The sequence below is a fragment of the Vibrio limimangrovi genome (assembly GCF_054064025.1).
This window is the reverse complement of the sequence record NZ_JBSUGF010000004.1, coordinates 69,761-89,025: the sequence shown is the minus strand read 5'-3', so window position 1 is coordinate 89,025 and position 19,265 is coordinate 69,761. Positions and strand designations below refer to the sequence as shown.

20 protein-coding genes and 9 tRNA genes are annotated in these 19,265 nt (G+C 45.8%); 5 read left to right on the top strand and 24 right to left on the bottom strand.

The genetic code is table 11. The annotated features are described in order from the left end of the window. Nucleotide 1: 1 nt before the first annotated feature. The 12 genes from ACWYU8_RS04495 to mutY form a co-directional block, all read right to left on the bottom strand. Nucleotides 2-74, bottom strand: a tRNA-Thr gene (locus ACWYU8_RS04495). A 54-nt stretch (nt 75-128) separates the two neighbouring features. Next, nucleotides 129-204 (bottom strand) — tRNA-Phe (locus ACWYU8_RS04490). Between the two features lie 783 nt (nt 205-987). Next, nucleotides 988-1,063, bottom strand: a tRNA-Asn gene (locus ACWYU8_RS04485). Nucleotides 1,064-1,134: 71 nt separating this feature from the next. After that, nucleotides 1,135-1,210, bottom strand: a tRNA-Phe gene (locus ACWYU8_RS04480). A 7-nt stretch (nt 1,211-1,217) separates the two neighbouring features. Next, nucleotides 1,218-1,293, bottom strand: a tRNA-Thr gene (locus ACWYU8_RS04475). 69 nt (nt 1,294-1,362) lie between these two features. Then, nucleotides 1,363-1,438: transfer RNA gene (locus ACWYU8_RS04470), tRNA-Asn, on the bottom strand. Between the two features lie 71 nt (nt 1,439-1,509). Continuing rightward, nucleotides 1,510-1,585 (bottom strand) — tRNA-Phe (locus ACWYU8_RS04465). Between the two features lie 7 nt (nt 1,586-1,592). Next, nucleotides 1,593-1,668 (bottom strand) — tRNA-Thr (locus tag ACWYU8_RS04460). 85 nt (nt 1,669-1,753) lie between these two features. Continuing rightward, nucleotides 1,754-1,829: transfer RNA gene (locus ACWYU8_RS04455), tRNA-Phe, on the bottom strand. 100 nt (nt 1,830-1,929) lie between these two features. Beyond that, nucleotides 1,930-3,069 carry a membrane-bound lytic murein transglycosylase MltC gene (gene mltC / locus ACWYU8_RS04450; RefSeq protein WP_457517516.1) on the bottom strand — a complete coding sequence of 380 codons (1,140 nt, stop codon included), beginning with the start codon at nt 3,067-3,069 and terminating at the stop codon, nt 1,930-1,932. Between the two features lie 76 nt (nt 3,070-3,145). After that, nucleotides 3,146-3,418: an oxidative damage protection protein gene (locus ACWYU8_RS04445; RefSeq protein WP_444495963.1), complete on the bottom strand. Its 273-nt coding sequence runs from the start codon at nt 3,416-3,418 to the stop codon at nt 3,146-3,148. A 19-nt stretch (nt 3,419-3,437) separates the two neighbouring features. Next, nucleotides 3,438-4,514, bottom strand: a complete 1,077-nt coding sequence (mutY, locus tag ACWYU8_RS04440) for an A/G-specific adenine glycosylase (protein ID WP_457517514.1) — start codon at nt 4,512-4,514, stop codon at nt 3,438-3,440. Between the two features lie 203 nt (nt 4,515-4,717). Here mutY and trmB point away from each other — a divergent pair, with 203 nt between their 5' ends. From trmB to glsB, 3 genes are all read left to right on the top strand, one after another. Next, on the top strand, nt 4,718-5,437 hold the full coding sequence (trmB, locus tag ACWYU8_RS04435) for a tRNA (guanosine(46)-N7)-methyltransferase TrmB (protein WP_457517512.1): 720 nt from the start codon (nt 4,718-4,720) through the stop codon (nt 5,435-5,437). A gap of 11 nt (nt 5,438-5,448) precedes the next feature. Beyond that, on the top strand, nt 5,449-6,477 hold the full coding sequence (locus tag ACWYU8_RS04430) for a TRM11 family SAM-dependent methyltransferase (protein WP_457517510.1): 1,029 nt from the start codon (nt 5,449-5,451) through the stop codon (nt 6,475-6,477). An 88-nt stretch (nt 6,478-6,565) separates the two neighbouring features. Further along, nucleotides 6,566-7,486 (top strand): glutaminase B, encoded by a 921-nt coding sequence (gene glsB / locus ACWYU8_RS04425; RefSeq protein ID WP_457517508.1) that lies wholly within the window; start codon nt 6,566-6,568, stop codon nt 7,484-7,486. Nucleotides 7,487-7,783: 297 nt separating this feature from the next. Here glsB and hemW read toward each other — a convergent pair whose 3' ends face one another. From hemW to ACWYU8_RS04390, 7 genes are all read right to left on the bottom strand, one after another. Next, nucleotides 7,784-8,959, bottom strand: coding sequence for a radical SAM family heme chaperone HemW (gene hemW, locus ACWYU8_RS04420; RefSeq protein WP_457517507.1), 1,176 nt, complete (start codon nt 8,957-8,959; stop codon nt 7,784-7,786). A 37-nt stretch (nt 8,960-8,996) separates the two neighbouring features. Further along, nucleotides 8,997-9,596, bottom strand: a complete 600-nt coding sequence (locus ACWYU8_RS04415; protein WP_457517506.1) for an XTP/dITP diphosphatase — start codon at nt 9,594-9,596, stop codon at nt 8,997-8,999. A 118-nt stretch (nt 9,597-9,714) separates the two neighbouring features. Beyond that, nucleotides 9,715-10,146, bottom strand: coding sequence for a DUF4426 domain-containing protein (locus ACWYU8_RS04410; RefSeq protein ID WP_457517504.1), 432 nt, complete (start codon nt 10,144-10,146; stop codon nt 9,715-9,717). 74 nt (nt 10,147-10,220) lie between these two features. Further along, complete coding sequence (gene yggU / locus ACWYU8_RS04405) at nt 10,221-10,511, bottom strand: DUF167 family protein YggU (protein ID WP_457517503.1); 291 nt, start codon at nt 10,509-10,511, stop codon at nt 10,221-10,223. After that, entirely contained in the window at nt 10,511-11,068 is a 558-nt protein-coding gene (locus ACWYU8_RS04400; RefSeq protein ID WP_457517501.1) for a YggT family protein, read from the bottom strand. Before ACWYU8_RS04400 ends, yggU begins: the two co-directional genes overlap by 1 nt. A 53-nt stretch (nt 11,069-11,121) precedes the next feature. Beyond that, nucleotides 11,122-11,940 carry a pyrroline-5-carboxylate reductase gene (gene proC, locus ACWYU8_RS04395; protein ID WP_457517499.1) on the bottom strand — a complete coding sequence of 273 codons (819 nt, stop codon included), beginning with the start codon at nt 11,938-11,940 and terminating at the stop codon, nt 11,122-11,124. Nucleotides 11,941-12,061: 121 nt separating this feature from the next. Continuing rightward, the gene (locus tag ACWYU8_RS04390) at nt 12,062-12,775 is read right to left on the bottom strand and encodes a YggS family pyridoxal phosphate-dependent enzyme (protein WP_457517498.1); all 714 of its coding nucleotides are present in this window, start codon (nt 12,773-12,775) and stop codon (nt 12,062-12,064) included. Nucleotides 12,776-12,803: 28 nt separating this feature from the next. Between ACWYU8_RS04390 and ACWYU8_RS04385 the strand changes: the two genes are divergently transcribed. Together ACWYU8_RS04385 and ACWYU8_RS04380 are read left to right on the top strand one after the other, a co-directional pair. Beyond that, on the top strand, nt 12,804-13,844 hold the full coding sequence (locus ACWYU8_RS04385; RefSeq protein WP_457517496.1) for a type IV pilus twitching motility protein PilT: 1,041 nt from the start codon (nt 12,804-12,806) through the stop codon (nt 13,842-13,844). A gap of 30 nt (nt 13,845-13,874) precedes the next feature. Then, on the top strand, nt 13,875-14,981 hold the full coding sequence (locus tag ACWYU8_RS04380; RefSeq protein ID WP_457517495.1) for a PilT/PilU family type 4a pilus ATPase: 1,107 nt from the start codon (nt 13,875-13,877) through the stop codon (nt 14,979-14,981). Nucleotides 14,982-15,256: 275 nt separating this feature from the next. Here ACWYU8_RS04380 and ruvX read toward each other — a convergent pair whose 3' ends face one another. The 5 genes from ruvX to endA form a co-directional block, all read right to left on the bottom strand. Further along, a complete protein-coding gene (gene ruvX / locus ACWYU8_RS04375) occupies nt 15,257-15,682 on the bottom strand; it encodes a Holliday junction resolvase RuvX (RefSeq protein WP_457517494.1) in 426 nt (141 codons plus the stop codon). Nucleotides 15,683-15,720: 38 nt separating this feature from the next. Then, nucleotides 15,721-16,284 (bottom strand): YqgE/AlgH family protein, encoded by a 564-nt coding sequence (locus ACWYU8_RS04370; protein ID WP_444495967.1) that lies wholly within the window; start codon nt 16,282-16,284, stop codon nt 15,721-15,723. Nucleotides 16,285-16,662: 378 nt separating this feature from the next. Further along, on the bottom strand, nt 16,663-17,613 hold the full coding sequence (gene gshB, locus ACWYU8_RS04365; RefSeq protein WP_457517492.1) for a glutathione synthase: 951 nt from the start codon (nt 17,611-17,613) through the stop codon (nt 16,663-16,665). A 14-nt stretch (nt 17,614-17,627) separates the two neighbouring features. Then, nucleotides 17,628-18,359, bottom strand: a complete 732-nt coding sequence (rsmE, locus tag ACWYU8_RS04360; RefSeq protein WP_457517490.1) for a 16S rRNA (uracil(1498)-N(3))-methyltransferase — start codon at nt 18,357-18,359, stop codon at nt 17,628-17,630. A gap of 134 nt (nt 18,360-18,493) precedes the next feature. Then, on the bottom strand, nt 18,494-19,189 hold the full coding sequence (endA, locus tag ACWYU8_RS04355) for a deoxyribonuclease I (RefSeq protein ID WP_457517489.1): 696 nt from the start codon (nt 19,187-19,189) through the stop codon (nt 18,494-18,496). Between the last annotated feature and the right edge of the window lie 76 nt (nt 19,190-19,265).

The following is a 19,265-nucleotide window of genomic DNA, read 5'->3' as shown; positions in this document are numbered from 1 at the left end:
GTGCCGACTACCGGAATCGAACTGGTGACCTACTGATTACAAGTCAGTTGCTCTACCTACTGAGCTAAGTCGGCACACCTTATTCTTTAAATTATTGTTCGTGCTAAGCACCAACAATTAATAAATTGTGGTGCCCGGAGGCGGAATCGAACCACCGACACGAGGATTTTCAATCCTCTGCTCTACCGACTGAGCTATCCGGGCGACGAGGTGTATTAAACGGTTTTTCGGTTCTTAGGTCAACAACAAAATTAAAATAAAATATCGTTTGATGAAATTGTGCTCGGAGTGGGCTGTTTTTATGCATTTTTAATAGTAATCCTCCTTATTGTAGGCTCTTGGGGAGGGAGGTTTGTGTATTTGAATGCTAAATAAATGCAACAAAAACAAAAAAGCACGTTTAAAAATGTGCTTTAGGTTGAGCGATTGACTTTAAACTAGTGCTTTGCTGAGAACTTATTAATCAAGTCTTCATTTTGTGTGCCAGATAATTCTTGTTTTGTGTGCTCGATAGGAACTTTGTTATTGCTTAATTCGGTATGCATGCTTGTTAACGTATGTCTGATTTGTCGCAGTCGTCGCTATATTTGTCCTAATTGCTGTGAACGACCTTTAATGATGTTCCTATATTCTGCAGTGCGTCATAGGTACTGCCTTTGACTTCCTCCGCATTCTGCTCTGAATATTGCTCTAAGCTACGCCTAGAACGGCTTTGTGCACGTCATTAGGCTTCCCCCTTTAATGCACTCAATATCTACGTATGGCTATGATTAGGCGCGTAAGATTGCTTTCAGTGATTACCAGGCAAAGCTGAAGTTGTCATTACGCTGTTACCTGAAAGGGTGGGGGCTTTATTTGGCCCTACGCTGGTGCCGCTAAAAGGAGTTTATATATTGAGGGCTGAAAAGGATTGAAAATACGGTAGAGGAGGGAGGGTGATGTTTAAATACAAAAAAAGCCGCATCAAATGATGCGGCTTTTTGAAAGTGGCTCCTCCTGCTGGGCTCGAACCAGCGACCTGCGGATTAACAGTCCGTCGCTCTACCAACTGAGCTAAGGAGGAATTGTACTTTTAACAACAAAAAGTTGTTTGTGTCTTGCCAATCATTTCAAATTAAGCAAGTGCACCAAATATGGTGCCTCGAGGCGGAATCGAACCACCGACACGAGGATTTTCAATCCTCTGCTCTACCGACTGAGCTATCGAGGCAAAATAATGGTGCCGACTACCGGAATCGAACTGGTGACCTACTGATTACAAGTCAGTTGCTCTACCTACTGAGCTAAGTCGGCACGCTTTATTCTTTTTAGAAGAGATGAACTCTTCTTTTTTAGAATCCCAACTAAATGAAATTCTAAAAGTGGCTCCTCCTGCTGGGCTCGAACCAGCGACCTGCGGATTAACAGTCCGTCGCTCTACCAACTGAGCTAAGGAGGAATTGTACTTTTAACAACAAAAAGTTGTTTGTGTCTTGCCAATCATTTCAAATTAAGCAAGTGCACCAAATATGGTGCCTCGAGGCGGAATCGAACCACCGACACGAGGATTTTCAATCCTCTGCTCTACCGACTGAGCTATCGAGGCAAAATAATGGTGCCGACTACCGGAATCGAACTGGTGACCTACTGATTACAAGTCAGTTGCTCTACCTACTGAGCTAAGTCGGCACACTATTATTCTTTGCTGTAAAAACTCTTTGCTATAAAAAGTCTTTACTTGTTGTCCGTGTATGACACCAACAACATTAAATTGTGGTGCCCGGAGGCGGAATCGAACCACCGACACGAGGATTTTCAATCCTCTGCTCTACCGACTGAGCTATCCGGGCAACGGAGCGCTATTAAACGGATTTTCCTGCTTTCCGTCAACCACTTTTTTTAAATAATTTCAAAAAAGTGGTTGTTCGAACGCTTTTTGTTCAACTGGTGCTAAAAAGTTTGCACCGAGTTAAATTCCTTTTTGAAATTTGTAACTTTTTCTAGATATCGACGAGCTTCAGCGTTGGGATGTTTCTTGGTTAATGCCCAGTAAACTTGATTGGGTTGCAGTGAATTCAGGTCGCTCATAGCTCGTTTACGATCGCTGCTATCAAATGTGCTCAATACGCCTCCAGTTCCGCCATTGTAAGCAGAAATCATACTGTATTCGAGGGAAGTGGGATGGCTGACTTCTTTCAAATAACGATTCTTCAAGATATAGAAGTAAGCCGTTCCGGTATCAATATTGTTTTCCGGGTTAAATAAATATTCAGGGCTCGGCTGTCCTGAGCGGTTTTTAACCAAAGAAAACACATCGCGGCCTGCGGTTTTCGGCACGACCTGCATTAGACCATATGCATTCGCCCAACTGACCGCATATGGGTTAAAGCTGCTTTCAGTTTTGATGATGGCGTAAATCAAATCTTCAGGAATATCGTATTTTTGTGACGCACGACGCACTATGCCGGCGTATTGATAACTGCGCTGCAATAAGTGATCTGCCGCCATTGGAATTTCTACGTAGTATGCTTTTTTGAAGTCGACGTCTTTCGTTTTGATTTCCTTGGCGATGAGGTAATCGGCAAACCGATTGGCTCTCCAGGTCCATTGAATCGGTTGCTTATCTTGGTCTAGCACTTGTTTATATAGAAAAGGCTGACCTCCGAGTTTGATCTCTTTGGAAGAGAAAAGATCGACATTCTCGGGATCCTCAGGTGTCAGTAGCGTAGTTATAATCGCATTCTTGAGGTGTTTTTGCGGTTCGGTTGGGGATACCGTTTCTATGGTAATCACACCTTTTTGAAAATCGACTTCAGCGCGACTGAGGTAGTTGTCGATATACTTAACGTAGTTGCTTTTTCCCGCGTACTTTATTTCTCGTTTACCCCACCGTTTTTGGATATCGCCAGAGAAGCTGTCGATTAATGAATCGAAAGCAGCGGTGTCTTTTTCAAATTGTCCCGGCATTTCCGCTAAATTATTGGCGAAACGGTTAGTCGGCTCGTAGTCGACATCATAGACGTTTTCGACGAACTCACGGCTGCAACCGGCCATTAAAAGTGCCGTAACAAGAAAGACAATTTTTTTCATAAGTAATTAGTAGGTGGGATCTGGTGAGATAATGACACCACAATGTGTGTTGTGATGTCATTGTTTTTACGAAAATTTATTCGCTAGGTGGAGTGTAGCCGTCAATGTGGACGTCTTTACCTTCAAACAGGAAGTTCACCATTTCGGTTTCGAGCAGTTTACGGTGCTCCGGATCCATCATGTTGAGTTTCTTTTCGTTGATCAACATGGTTTGTTTGTGTTGCCACTGAGCCCAAGCTTCTTTCGAGATGTTATCGAAAATGCGTTTGCCTAGTTCACCTGGGTACAGTTGAAAGTCTAGACCTTCAGCCTCTTTGTTTAGTCGAGCACAAATCACAGTGCGGCTCATAATGACTCCTTGTATTCAATTAACGAAGTTCATGAGGTAGGGCTTCCAGTAACAGTTTTACTGGAGCGGCTAATCCCACTTCTTCAGGTTTAGATAAGTTATACCAAAGACCTTTGTTGCCTTCCATTACCACATCGGGTTGCTTTGACAGGTCAATCAAAATTGGTGTGATATCTAAGTGGTAATGACTAAATGTGTGGCGGAAAGTGATCAGTGTTTGCTGTTCTTTAATGTCATTGGCCTGGATGCCACGTTGTTCCAACAGCATATCAATATCACTTTCGACATCCACATGTTCGGTTTGCGGGAAGCAAAATAGCCCGCCCCAAATTCCGGTTTGAGGTCTCTGTTCAAGCCAGACTTCATGCCCATTTGCATTATGGTGATGAAGCATAACAAATCGGGTTTGCTTCACCGGTTTATCTTTCTTCGGTTTTTTCCCCGGATAGTCGAGAACATTTTCTTGTTTTTTCGCCACACATAAATTGGCAACAGGACACAAGGTGCATTTAGGTCTGCTGCGTGTGCAGACCATGGCACCCATGTCCATCATAGCTTGATTGTATTTGTCGACGTCAGTTTTCGGGGTATGTGCCTCGGCAATCTCCCACAGCTGGTTCTCTACTTTTTTCTGCCCCGGCCATCCTTCAACTGCAAAACAGCGAGAAAGTGTTCGCTTGACGTTGCCATCGAGAATCGCATGTGACTGCTTAAATACGGATGACAATACCGCTGCAGCAGTCGAGCGGCCGATTCCCGGCAGAGCGTTCATTTGCTCGATATTCAGTGGGAACTCACCATTATATTTCTGGGCAACCTCTTTGGCCGCTTTATGCAGGTTACGGGCTCGGGCGTAGTAACCGAGGCCAGTCCAGAGGTGCAGCACTTCATCTTGCTCTGCGTTCGCAAGGTCGACCACGGTCGGAAAGCGTTCCAGAAAACGTTGGTAGTACGGAATAACCGTAGTTACCTGAGTTTGCTGAAGCATAATTTCAGACAACCAGACACTGTATGCGGTTTTGTTTTGTTGCCACGGAAGATCTTTTCTTCCGTAGGCGTCATACCATTCTAAGATGGCACTGGCGAAAGGGGTCACGACTTGCTCTGTATTCTATTATTGGTTAGGGGCAAAATTGCACCACAGAATGGGTGATAAGTACAACTGGTAATCAGTGGGGATATTACGGGGAGCATTATGGCTTTTGAGTAGTGATAGACCGAGAGCTCAACAAAAACTTGCACCCGATTAAATTCTTTGGATAATCCCCGCTTTGATTAATCAATGTGCAGGCAAAATCAATGAGTGAAGTAACCACTAACGAATACAACGAAGACGGCAAGCTGATCCGTAAAATCCGCAGTTTCGTACGTCGCGAAGGCCGTTTAACTAAGGGCCAGGAAAATGCGATGAACGAGTGCTGGCCAACAATGGGTATCGATTACCAAGCTGAACTTCTTGATTGGAAAGAGGTATTTGGTAACGACAATCCAGTTGTGCTTGAGATCGGTTTTGGTATGGGCGCTTCACTGGTTGAAATGGCAAAGAACGCACCTGAGAAAAACTTCATCGGTATTGAAGTACACAGCCCGGGTGTTGGTGCTTGTCTGTCTGATGCACGTGAAGCGGGTCTGACTAACTTGCGCGTAATGTGTCACGATGCGGTTGAAGTGTTCGAGCACATGATTCCAAATGACAGTCTAACGACACTGCAACTGTTCTTCCCAGACCCATGGCACAAGAAGCGTCACCACAAGCGTCGTATCGTACAGCTTGAGTTTGCTGAAATGGTACGCCAGAAGCTTATCCCTAATGAGGGAATCTTCCACATGGCAACGGACTGGGAAAACTACGCAGAACACATGATTGAAATCATGAATCAAGCGCCAGGTTATGAAAACATTGCTGAAGAAGGCGATTTTGTACCTCGTCCTGAAGAGCGTCCACTGACTAAATTTGAAGCTCGCGGTCACCGTCTTGGTCACGGTGTGTGGGACATCAAATTCAAACGAACTGCGTAAGGAGACAGTTGATGTACCACTATGCGATATTAGCGAATCCGGGTCACAACCGTATTTATTTTGATAGCGCAATGACCATCGCATGTTCAGAGCTAAAAGCAATCTTAGCTTCTGAAGGTGTTGAAGTGACTGAAATTGGCAGCAAAGATGTAGGCTTACCTGCGGCATTGGTGTTCTCGTGCGAGGAAGCGCTCAACGAAGAACAGTCGCGTAAGATCGCCGCATCTTCTATCTATTATGCGCTGTTTGAAGTGCGTGAAGACGGTTTGCTGAGACCAATTCAGGCGCCTGCGTTCAACACCTTCCCTGAGAGCATGAGCCAGATCCTGCGTTATACAGGTAAAACAAACGAGCAGTTTACGCGTTTGATGGTAAACCTGGGCGTGAGTGCCGCTAACACAGATAGCGCGCAGCTTACGTTGATGGATCCGATGTGTGGTAAGGGTACAACACTGTTTGAAGGTTTGATCCACGGCTTAAATGTCGTAGGTGTAGAGATCAACCAGAAATGGGTTCAAGAGCTCCAAACCTTCGTCGTTAAGTTTATGAAGAACGGTCGCTTTAAGCATAAAGTGAGCAAAGAAAAGCGCACTTCTGCTGGTAAGAAAGTGGCCGATGGTTTCGTGGTTGAAGCCGCGGCGAACAAAGAAGATTACAACCAAGGTAACCTTCAGACGATGAAGCTGTACTCGGCGGATACTCGTATCGCTGACCAAGTTGTGAAGAAGAACTCGGTGGATGTCATGGTGTCTGACTTGCCTTACGGCGTGCAGCACGGCAGTAAGAATGCCAAAGACAGTAAACTGAACCGCAGCCCACTAGAGCTTTTAAAAGAAGCGTTGCCTGCATGGAGAGTGGTACTGAAAAAGCAAGGTTCAGTGGTGTTGTCTTTCAACGAGTTCACACTGAAATGGAAAGACGTCGCGGCATTATTTGAAGAGCAGGGGTGGAAGGTGCTTTCAGAAGAGCCTTACATCGGTTATCTTCACCGCGTGGATCAATCTATCAACCGCAACATTATTGTGGCAGTGAAACCATAATTGATTGTTCGATAACAAATACTTGAAAAGCCAACACACTGTTGGCTTTTTTTACCTCTGAATTAAATCAGTGATAATAAGGTGAACAATGAAACCTACAGTGGAAATTTTGACAGATATTCTGACCGAAGTTCGTCCTTTGATCGGTCAGGGAAAAGTAGCAGACTACATTCCAGCTCTGGCAAAAGTGCCCAGCAACAAGTTAGGTATTGCGGTATACACCAATGACGGCGAAGTGATTAAGGCGGGAGACGCCGATGAACCGTTCTCAATCCAGTCTATTTCTAAAGCCCTGAGCCTGACGCTGGCGATGTGCTTGTATAAGCAAGAGGAAATTTGGGCTCGAGTAGGGAAAGAGCCCTCAGGTCAGGCCTTTAACTCTTTAATCCAGTTAGAGATGGAGCAGGGCATTCCACGTAACCCGTTCATCAACGCTGGTGCGATAGTGGTTGCTGATCTGCTGCAAAGTCGCTTGTCTGCACCGCGTCAGCGCTTACTTGAATTTGTTCGCCAGCTATCGGGTGATACTCACATTGTGTATGACAAAGTGGTGGCGGCTTCAGAAATGATGCATGGCGATCGCAACGCGGCGATCGCTTATCTGATGCGCTCGTTTGGTAACTTCGAAAATGAAGTCATACCAGTTCTGCAAAATTACTTCCATGCCTGCGCATTGAAGATGAGCTGTGTTGATTTGGCGAAAACCTTTAGTTACTTGGCTAATAAAGGCACCTCTGTGCAAACAGGTAAAGCTGTTGTAACACCGACTCAAACCAAGCAGTTGAATGCGCTGCTTGCGACGTGTGGGCTTTATGACGGTGCTGGTGAGTTTGCCTACCGTGTCGGTATGCCGGGCAAATCTGGTGTGGGCGGCGGCATTATCGCAGTCGTACCGGGGGATATGACCATTGCAGTCTGGTCTCCGGAGCTTGACCCTGCTGGCAACTCGCTGGCAGGAACAAAAGCTTTAGAATTACTTTCAGAGCGAATCGGTCGTTCCATTTTCTAGAGCTGGCCATTTTCCTCAGAATAAATAAAAATGCCTCTCACACAGAGAAAATACCTTTCGCTTAAGGACTCTCATCGTGTCATTCCAGCGAGCCCTAGCGAGACTAGGAATCTAATATCAGCGTGCTGAGAGTAGATAGAAAACTCTTTGATAACAAAGTACTCGGATAGAAGATCCTGAATCACGCTCCTTCGTCGCTGTTCAGGATGACGGGAGACTTAAAAATGCCGTTCGCTGTGAAACGAACGGCATTCCTCAAACAGATAGGCATTTTTTATAGCTTGATATCAGATACGCTTATTCGTCTTCTTCTGCCATAAACGCTTCGAGCAAGTCGTTCAGGAAAAGCTTACCTTTTTCAGTGATTTGCCAGTGTGATTCTGTCTCACTCAAATACCCCAGCTCTAACGCCCAGTTGATGGTGTCTTGAATGCTACTTAGCGGTAACCCTGTAGTGTCGATAAAGTCTTGTTTCGGACACGCTTCCATTAAACGAAAACGGTTCATAAAGAACTCAAACGGACGGTCTTCATCTTCCACAAACTGCTCGGTATGCAAATAAGGTTTCACCATATTTTGGTACGCAGCCAGATAACCACGTGGATGCTTCACTTTAGTGGTGCGAATGATGCGCCCATCAGCGAAACTCAGCTTGCCATGTGAGCCGCAGCCGATGCCGAGATAATCTCCAAAGCGCCAGTAGTTAAGGTTGTGCTGACACTGATACCCCGGCTTGCTGTAACCGGAAATTTCGTACTGTACGTATCCGGCGGCTGAGAGTTTTTTATGTCCCTGCTCGAAGATATCCCACAAGTCATCGTCGTCAGGCAGCGTCGGCGGCTTGTAATAGAACATAGTGTTAGGCTCAATGGTGAGCTGATACCAAGACAGGTGTGGCGGAGCCAGTTCAATAGCCTTATCCAAATCGGATAGAGCCTGCTCAATACTTTGGTCTGGCAAGCCGTGCATTAAGTCCAGATTAAAGCTATTTAATCCAATCTTATGGGCGAGCTTAGCCGCATTGACGGCTTCATCCTTGCCATGGATGCGTCCGAGGCGTTCTAGCTTCTCTTGCTCAAAACTCTGCACTCCGATAGATATACGTGTTACCCCTGCTTTTCGGTAGCCAGCAAAACGTTCAGCTTCGATCGTTCCCGGGTTAGCTTCCATGGTAATTTCGATGTCTGGCTTGAATGGAATACGCGCTTCTATCCCTTTTAACAGACGTTCGATACCTTGTGCTGAAATCAGGCTCGGCGTACCGCCACCAATGAAAATAGAATGCAGAGGGCGCGGCGCGTCGTTCAGGCGGTATTTTTCAATATCGGTATCCAGATCTTCCAGAAGGGCGTTGATGTACTCATCTTCTGGGATCTCCGCTTTGAGCGCATGCGAGTTGAAGTCGCAGTATGGGCACTTTTGTACACACCATGGGATGTGCACATACAGACTGAGTGCTGGGGGAGTTAACATGAATAAACTCGCTTATTATTACTATGCCGTGTGCTTACTAAGCTGTTCGCGCAGACAGCTGAGCGAACAGAGATTTCAGCGCTTTACCACGGTGTGACAGCTGCTTTTTGCGCGCAGGCTCTAGCTCTGCTGATGCACAATCGTCTTCTGGCACGAAGAAAATTGGATCGTAGCCAAAGCCATTCTCACCCTGTGCTTCTGTCAGGATACGACCTTCCCACATACCGTGACAAACGACAGGCGTTGGATCGTCTTTATGACGCATCAGAACTAATACGCAGTGGAAACGTGCGGTGCGCTCCGCCTCTGGTACACCTTCCATTGCTTTTAACAGCTTTTCCAGATTCTCCTGGTCTGTTGCGTTTTCGCCAGCGTAACGGGCAGAATAGATGCCAGGTGCACCGTTAAGGAAGTCGACTTCTAAACCCGAATCATCAGCGATAGCAGGCAGGCCGGTTTCTTGCGCTGCATGGCGAGCTTTGATAATTGCGTTCTCAATAAACGTGGTGCCCGTTTCCGCAACTTCAGAGACGTTGAATTCACTTTGTGCCAATACTTCGAAACCGAAATCTGAAAGCAAATCTGCCATCTCACGTACTTTGCCTTGGTTGCCTGTTGCTAACACAATCTTTTTCATGGGGTTCTCTTTTCATTGTGACAAGGAGAACGTGTGGTTCTCCTCGTCTTTTTATTTTTAACTTCAAAAGGCTTTTGGCCTACTGGTGTCCAAAAGCTTTTAGATCATTCTGACCCAATTACTCTTCGACAAAAAACTTCTGGGTGAATTGAAGCTTACCTGAGCCTTTGTTTCCAGATTTTACATCAATATCGAAGGTAAAAGTTTCTTCATGCGTGATCGGTAGTTCAGCCAAGTAGTAAATAGCGTCACCTTCTTTAACTTCACGGAAGGTTAACTGTTGCGTTTGACCAATCAGGTTCTTTGCATGTCCCTCTACCTTCGCTTCCAGAGCTGGTTTTCCGAGGGAAGAACTATCAAGCACGCTAATATTTATTACAGCGAGGTAGCCATTACGTTTAATGTTGTAGCTGCTGGCTACTTTCGGAGTCAGAAAAGTAGAGTTAAACGCTACGTAATGTACTTCGATGTCTTTCATCGTTTTGAACTGTTCGGCTAAAGTCGGGAAAGACAATAGGCTGATCAGTACTGCGGTAATCCATTTGTTCATCGTGAATTCCTCAAAGAGACACTTCTATTTAAGTTTAATTTAAATAACCTGCTTTCAGGTTAAATAAAAAGCCATCATAAGATGGCTTTAATGTCAGCAGGTATTTGAGTTGGGGATTCTATCCGAATTTGTTTGTGCCGTCCCAGTTCGCCTTTTTCTATGTGAACCAAACCCTTAGCAACTTTAAACTGCTTAGCCAGAAATTTGATTAGATGCGCATTGGCTTTGCCATCTACGGGTGGGGCGGTAATCGCGATCTTGAGTTCTTCCCCATGCAAGCCGACGACTTTATCGCGGCTTGCTTTCGGTTGAATGTAGAGTTTAAGGACAATATCCTCACCATCGCGCCAAACTGAGGCTGACACTACAGCTGGAACCAGATTGGGCCAACAATATCGCCCATCAGGAAGTTCGCGAACTGCAGACCGATAAACAGCACCAGAACGCTAAGATCCAGGCCACCCATCGCTGGAAGAATGCGACGGATTGGCGCGCACATTGGCTCAGTCAGCTGGTGGAATACGTACTCAATCGGACTGCGGCCCTGACTAACCCAGCTCAGGATTGCACGGATCAGCAATACCCAGAATAACAGGCCGCCAGCAGCTTTAATCAGAGACAGTAAGCCTAAGAACAGGAACTCGACACTAAAAGAAACCGAGCCGCTTGATGCGATAAGAATTAAAGCAACAAACTTAAGTACACACAGTAGGTACGCAAATAAAATTGTAGCCAGATCGATACTACCTACAGACGGGATAAAACGACGCAGTGGAGCAATGACTGGCTGTGTCGCTTTAACAATAAATTGCGAGAAAGGATTGTAGAAGTCTGCACGTGCAGCTTGCAACCAAATGCGCAATATAACGACCATGATATACAGGTCAAATAGGGTTGAGATGAGAAAACTCATTGAATTCATAAGGTACCCTTAACAAGTGATGGATGACTTTTTCTCGAGAATCATCCAGGTAATTAAAATAGTTTTTCCATTTCTTCCGCGCGAGCAACCGCTGCCTGCATTGCTTTGGCTACGATATCAGAAAGCTGATGTTCGTTGAACGTTCGCAGAGCTTCCGCTGTTGTCCCACCTTTAGAGGTGACATTTTCACGCAGTGTAGATAGCTCGGTATCCGGATTGTTGACTACCATGCTGGCTGCACCTAATGCCGATTGCTGAACCAGCAGGCGAGCGGTCTCTTTATCGAAACCTTGTGCGATCGCTTCTGCTTGCATCGCCTCCATAAACAAGAAGAAATAAGCCGGAGCACTTCCCGCAGCTGCAATCACACTATTGATGCCGGCTTCTCGTTCCACCCAGCAAACTTCACCTACCGCCTGCATCAGTTGTGCAGCGAAGTCTTTATCCTGCTCAGTTACATGCTCAGGCGCAAAAAGACCACTCATGCCCAAGCCTAACTGAGAAGGCGTATTTGGCATGACACGAACAAGGTTTAACTTCGTCGCTAGCATCTCATTTAAGCGTGAACAATTAATGCCCGCCGCGATAGAAATCACCAATTTGTTGCTGAAATCGACAGATTGCAGAGGCTTACATACATCGGCCATCATTTGTGGTTTCACAGACAAAACCACCACATCCGCTTCTGAAGCCGCAAGGATGTTGTCGCTGGTGGTACGGATGCCAAAATCTTTTTCAAGTGGCAAGCGACGTGTCTCTGAAGGGGCGGTTGCCACTATATTTTGCGCTGGGTAACCATTCGCTACTAAGCCAGAAATAATGGCTCTGACCATGTTACCTGCACCAATGAAGGCAATTTTTTTATGTTCCATTTGTCTGATTTCCGTTGTGATGCTTTGCTACTTTAAAATGCAATTAACTGCATGATAAATGATACGTTTTACTGCTAAACTGCAGCGGTTTTTGAGTCGGTTCTTAATTTACTCTTGCTGACTATTCACTTTTTGCACTGTAGTCACGAGCACCAAAAATAGCAGTTCCGATTCGTACCATGGTGCTGCCTGCGTCGATAGCCGCCGTCATATCGCCACTCATACCCATGGATAATGTGTCTATTTCTGGGTATTGCTGTTCAAGATCTTGCTTCAATTTCGCCAGTTTCTGGAACTCATGAAGCTGTGAATCATAGTCTGAGACGTTAGCAGGGATAGACATCAATCCTCTTAAAGTGAGGTTGGGTAGGCGAGAAATCAACTCAGCCAGATCGAATACTTCTGCGTCGGTTACGCCAGACTTTGAATCTTCACCACTGGTGTTTACTTGAATAAGCACTTGCAGTGGTTTTAGTTCACCTGGACGTTGATCATTCAGGCGCTGGGCAATCTTAGCGCGATCAATGGTGTGAACCCAATCGAAATGTTCAGCGACAAGACGGGATTTATTGGACTGAATAGGCCCGATGAAGTGCCATTCTATGCGATTTTCTGGATAATGCTCTGCAAAGTGCTGAACTTTATTAACGCCTTCCTGAACATAGTTTTCACCAAATGCCGTTTGACCGGCTTGGTAAGCTTCAAGAATGGCTTCAACGGGTTTAGTTTTACTTACCGCTAAAAGTTGCACTGACTCAGGAGAACGGCCGCATTTTTGCTCGTCGTTTCGGATTTGAGAGGTGATATGTTCAATATTTTGTTGAATACTACTCATAGCTGTACTTTAGACTTAAGGATTTTAAATGGATATCACTGAGTTACTGGATTTTAGTGTAAAACATAATGCATCAGATCTACATCTTTCTGCAGGTGTCCCACCAATGATCAGAATTGATGGGGACGTGAGAAAGCTGGGCATTCCGGCGTTTACACATCAAGAAGTGCATCGCTTGGTTTTCGAAATCATGAACGATGCACAACGCAGTGAGTTCGAAGAAAAACTCGAAGTCGATTTCTCGTTTGAACTACAAAACGTTGGACGTTTTCGTGTCAACGCATTTCACCAATCTCGCGGCTGCGCTGCGGTGTTTCGTACCATCCCGAGTAATATTCCAACACTAGAACAACTCGATGCGCCAGATATCTTCCGCAAGATAGCTAACGGGCAGAAAGGCCTGGTACTGGTCACTGGACCAACGGGCTCTGGTAAATCGACGACTTTAGCTGCCATTGTCGACTACATCAACCGTAATCACAATAAGCACATTCTCACAATTGAAGATCCAATTGAATTTGTTCACACCAATAACAAATGTTTGATCAACCAGCGTGAAGTTCACCGTGACACTCATAGCTTTCAAAACGCCTTGCGCAGTGCATTGCGTGAGGACCCGGATGTCATTCTTGTTGGTGAGATGCGTGACAAAGAAACCATCAGTCTGGCGTTGACCGCTGCTGAAACTGGTCACTTAGTTTTTGGTACGTTGCACACGAGTTCAGCTGCGAAAACCATCGACCGTATTATTGACGTGTTCCCCGGCAGCGATAAAGACATGGTTCGCTCGATGTTATCCGAATCTTTGCGTTCCGTTATCGCCCAGAAACTGTTGAAACGTAATGGTGGTGGACGTGTTGCTTGCCATGAAATCATGATGGCGACACCGGCAATTCGAAACTTGATTCGCGAAGACAAAGTCGCTCAGATGTATTCGATCATCCAGACTGGTGCGGCACATGGGATGCAGACGATGGAACAAAATGCCCGTCAGCTCCTTGCACAAGGTATTGTTTCTCACGAAGAGGCCGACAGCAAAGTTGGGCTTGAAGTGCAGCAATTTTCGTAACGCTTATAGAAATAACGGTGGATACGGAAGATGGATCTGAATAAATTTCTCGAAGGTATGTTGGCGCTTAAAGCGTCGGATCTTTACATCACAGTTGGCGCACCTATCTTGTTTCGTGTAGATGGTGAGCTTCGCCCGCAAAGCAACAAATTAACCGAAAACGATGTGGCGCTGTTGTTGGACAATGCAATGGATTCAGAGCGACGTCAGGAGTTTCGTCAAAGCCGTGAATCTAACTTCGCTATCGTCCGGGATTTCGGCCGCTTCCGTGTCAGTGCTTTTTTCCAACGTGAGTTGCCAGGAGCGGTTATTCGTCGCATTGAAACGGACATTCCTACTTTTGAACAGCTTAAATTACCTTTAGTGCTACAAGATTTAGCGATCGCAAAGCGAGGTCTGGTGCTGGTGGTTGGTGCAACAGGTTCGGGTAAGTCGACCACAATGGCGGCGATGACTGGCTACCGGAACAGCAACAAAACCGGGCATATCCTAACGGTAGAAGATCCGATCGAATTTGTTCATGAACACAAGCGTTGTATTGTCACCCAGCGTGAAGTCGGCTTAGATACGGAAAGCTATGAAGTGGCACTGAAAAACTCTCTGCGTCAGGCTCCTGATATGATCCTTATCGGGGAGATCCGCAGCCGGGAGACAATGGAGTACGCAATGACGTTTGCTGAAACAGGTCACTTGTGTATGGCGACCTTGCATGCCAACAACGCCAACCAAGCTTTGGAGCGCATCCTTCATTTAGTGCCAATAGATCAAAAAGAGCAGTTCTTGTTTGATCTCTCGATGAACTTGAAAGGAGTGGTTGGTCAGCAGTTGATCCGCGATAAAAGCGGGCAGGGACGTCACGGTGTGTTTGAGATCTTGCTTAACAGCCCGCGTATTTCAGATTTGATCCGACGAGGTGATTTGCATGAACTGAAATCGACCATGGCGCGCTCAAACGAGTTCGGGATGCTGACCTTTGACCAGTCACTGTACAAATTGGTGATGCAAGGGAAAATCAGTGAAGAGGATGCACTACACAGTGCGGATTCTGCTAACGACTTGCGTTTGATGCTGAAAACTCAGCGTGGTGAGCCATTGGCAACGGGAAGTTTGGCGAACGTTAAGATCGATATGGACTAGATCTTTCCTGAGGATCAAAAAGGTTGGCAGAAGCTATAATACCAGTCACTTAACGACTCTTATAGGGTCATTCCAGCGAGCCTTAGCGAGACTAGGAATCTAATATCAGCGCGCTGAGAATATTGAGAAATACCTTTGATATCAGAGTGATCGGATAGAAGATCCTGAATCACGCTCCTTTGTCGTTGTCCAGGATGACCGAGGACTGGAATATTCTACTAGTTGTTGAGTGAACAGTATTTTGGCAAGCGCCAACCTTTTATTTTTAAGTGAGTTTACGCACCCCAAAGCTTTTCGAACCAGCTTTCCAGAATAACAACCGCAGATTGGCAGTCTATATTACCTTTCGACAACGCTTTATAACCGCCCATTTCGAACAGATCCGCACGTGCTTCTGCAGTGGATAAACGTTCATCATGAAGCTCAACGGGCAAACCATAACGACCATGTAAACGATTAGCGAACTTTTTTGCTCGGGGAGTTATGGTTTCCAGATCTTTACCGTGAAGATCTGTCGGCAAACCAACAACCAGCAGATCGGGTTGCCACTCTTTGATCTGTTTTTCAATGTCGTCCCAGTTTGGGATGCCATCGTTGGCTTTAAACGCTTTTAAAGGAGAGGCGGTCCCCGTTATTTCCTGGCCAATGGCGCTTCCGATGCTTTTCGTACCGAAGTCAAAAGCCATAATTGTACGTGACATAAAGAGTCTCAAATCTTAATCAAAATTATCTGGGCTTATTAGGCATGCCCTGCGTCAGAAGAAAGCTGACTCGGATCTATACCCAGTTTTTCTACTGCTTTTTTCCAACGCTCAGTAATTGGGGTATCAAAGATGATTTCGGGTGTAGCCTCAATGGTCAGCCAAGAGTTTTCAACTAACTCGTTTTCTAACTGGCCCGCACTCCAGCCTGAATAGCCCAGTGCGACTAAATAGTCACTAGGCTCAGCTTCGGTACCCAGCACCGACAGAATGTCGCGAGAGGTAGTGACCGCAAGATCGTCGGTCATCTGAATACTCGATTCGTAATAATCTTTGGGTTTATGCAGGATAAAGCCACGGTCTTCTGAAATCGGTCCACCGTTATACACCGGTCTGTCCAGACTTGCTTCAAACAAGCGCGGATGCACAGGTTGCACCTTGACTTGCTTAAGCATGTTACCCACAGTGATGTCGACAGGAGCATTAATAATTAATCCCATTGCGCCTTCTTCGTTATGTTCGCAAACGTAGATAACACTATTCTGGAAATAGGGATCTTTCATTCCAGGCATGGCGACTAAAAAATGGTTTGTGAGGTTCATACTCATACCGACCCTTCAGACTCGTAAATGAACTTAAGCAGATTCATTTATATGCATGAATTTGCTTAAGTTAACATCTGGCTCTCTCTTATAACTTTACTATATATTTAGGGTCTGTTGACCTTTCGTGCTGATTTTTGCAGCTGTTTGTGGGTTCTTTATACAAGGCAGAGGCTTTGAAATGTAGTTGGCCTACCTGATAAGCCGATAACGCAGTAGAAAGTAGCCACAAACGCTGCCCGAAGGGTTCGGCTAAAAGCGCTTTACTCTTTGCTGAGAGGTGTTTTGCTTAGAATGACTAGGCTACAAACCTCTCGCCGCGATTAAAACGCTTTTATCTCGAACAAAAATTAACCACGTAAGATAAACAGACCCTATTTATTCGCCTTTAACTCGGCGTTCAATCGCATCCATCAGTTTGCCCGTGATTGAAATATCAAACGCTGCTTCGATTTCGCGAATACACGTTGGGCTAGTAACGTTGATTTCAGTCAGCTTATCGCCAATCACATCAAGACCTACGAAGATAAGGCCTTTTTCTTTTAGTGTTGGAGCAACGGCATGAGCAATTTGCAGATCCGTTTCGCTAAGTGGGCGAGCTTCACCTGTACCACCTGCAGCAAGGTTACCGCGCGTTTCGCCTTTCGCTGGAATGCGCGCCAGACAGTAAGGCATTGGTTCACCATCAACCACGAGAATACGCTTGTCACCATTGCTGATGTCTGGCACGAAGGTCTGTGCCATCGCGTAGTATTGACCATGGTTAGTCAACGTTTCGATGATCACCGATATATTCGGATCACCCTCTTTAACGCGGAAAATAGATGCGCCACCCATGCCATCAAGCGGCTTAAGGATTACGTCACCGTGTTGCTCGCGGAAGGCTTTAATCTTTTCAGCTTTACGCGTCACGATGGTAGTTGGGGTTAATTCCGGGAACCAAGCAGTAAAGAGCTTCTCATTGCAGTCACGAAGGCTTTGAGGCTTGTTGACGATCAGTGTGCCTTTTTCTTCTGCTCGCTCAAGAATGTAAGTCGCGTAGATGTATTCAGTATCGAACGGAGGATCTTTACGCATCAGAACTGCATCTAAATCAGATAACTCGATGGTTTGCTCTGATTTGAATTCGTACCAGCCATTTGGATCTTCTTTCAGCTCTACCACTTTCGTGTCGGCAACCGCGACACCCTGGTCGAGATGAAGATCATTCATTTCCATGTAGTGGATTTCATAGCCGCGGCGTTGCGCTTCAAGCATCATGGCAAAGCTAGAGTCTTTTTTGATGTTAATGGACGAAATTGGATCCATTACAATACCGAGTTTGATCATTATTTTTCTCCGTTTTAACCAAGATCGCCGAAACGAACTTGTAAGGCTGTAATTGCGGTAAGAGCCGCGGTTTCGGTACGCAGAACACGTGGGCCGAGGAGCGTCTCTTCAAATTGGTATTCGCGGGTCATATCGATCTCTTCTGACGACAAACCGCCTTCAGGGCCGATCAGCAGACGAACTTTTTCAACAGGTGTTGGCAGGGTGTTGATCGAGTATTTTGCACGAGGGTGAAGATTGAGTTTCAGACCATCGTACTCTTCTTTACACCATTCTTCCAAGCTCATGATTGGTCGAATTTCCGGGACGACATTACGTCCGCATTGCTCACACGCACTGATGGCGATTTTTTGCCACTGAACCAGTTTTTTCTCAAAACGTTTATGATCGAGTTTAACGCCACAACGTTCTGAAATAAGGGGGGTAATGGTATTAACCCCAAGTTCTACCGATTTTTGGATTGTGAACTCCATCTTGTCGCCACGTGAAATGACCTGGCCAAGATGCAGATCTAATGGAGATTCAATGCTGCTTTCAACACGCTCAGTGAGGTCCACCATGACATTCTTTTTGCTGACTTCGCTTATCACTGCCGGGAACTCAGCGCCACTGCCGTCAAATAGTAGAACTTCCTGACCTTCCTTCATGCGAAGTACACGGCCGATATGGCCTGCAGCGTCTTCACTTAATGCAAGTGTGCCAAGTTGGTGAATGGTTTCCGGATGATAAATTCGAGGGATACGCATGAGATTTCCAGCAAGAGAATAAACTTAGTTCCTAACATGGATGCATTCCATCGAAAAAACAAGGGGCAAGAGGCGTTTCGGGTCAATGAAACGCCTCAGCAATAAAGGGGGATTTGCTCTCGCTGTTTGTGTTTTTACAGCGCGTGACAAGCTTCTTGAACAAATGGGTTGTGATTGCCCTGAACTTTGGCAATACGCTTATCACGTTCACATTCCCATTTATCAGCAGGGTAGGTTTTGTTCCATGCGCTCATTAGTTGAGTTTGTTGTTTGGAGAGTTTGAATCCGTATTCTTTACTCATATAAAGGTAAGTACGAGCAATTGATCCGCGTGCACGGTCTGGTGGCATAACTTTACGCTGTTTGAAGTTTACCTGCATCTCACAACGACCATAACTGACGCCGTCAACGCCATTCCACTGACTGAAGTTGAAGTTAGAACGGTCACCGTTTACTTCACCAATCGCAGGGGTCAGGTTATGCAGATCCGCTTCCATTGAGCGGAATGTTTTGTCATTGCGCGAGCAGTTTTTACGGCCGCCGTTTTGCCAGCACTGTAGCTGGTGTCCAAATTGCCAGGCTGGAACGACGTGTTCCCACTCGATACGAGAAGCGCGTGTTTCTTGCTTTCGTATCTGGTATCCACAAGAGGAAAGGTCGGGTAAGCCTTTCTTGCCTTGCCACTGAATATCACAACCACAGTAAAAGCTGGTGGGATGATCCTTATAGATTTTTATAGCTTCGCGTTTCGCGGCTGAAAAGGAGCTTGGTGGCGCGGCTACTGCTGCACTGGACAGTGCGAGAATGAATAAAGAGAACAGATATTTCATGGTTAAAGTCTTTAAAAAGTATGACTTTATCCATTCTATCACTCAGATATTGGCTTTCGTAATAAGCAAGTTAATA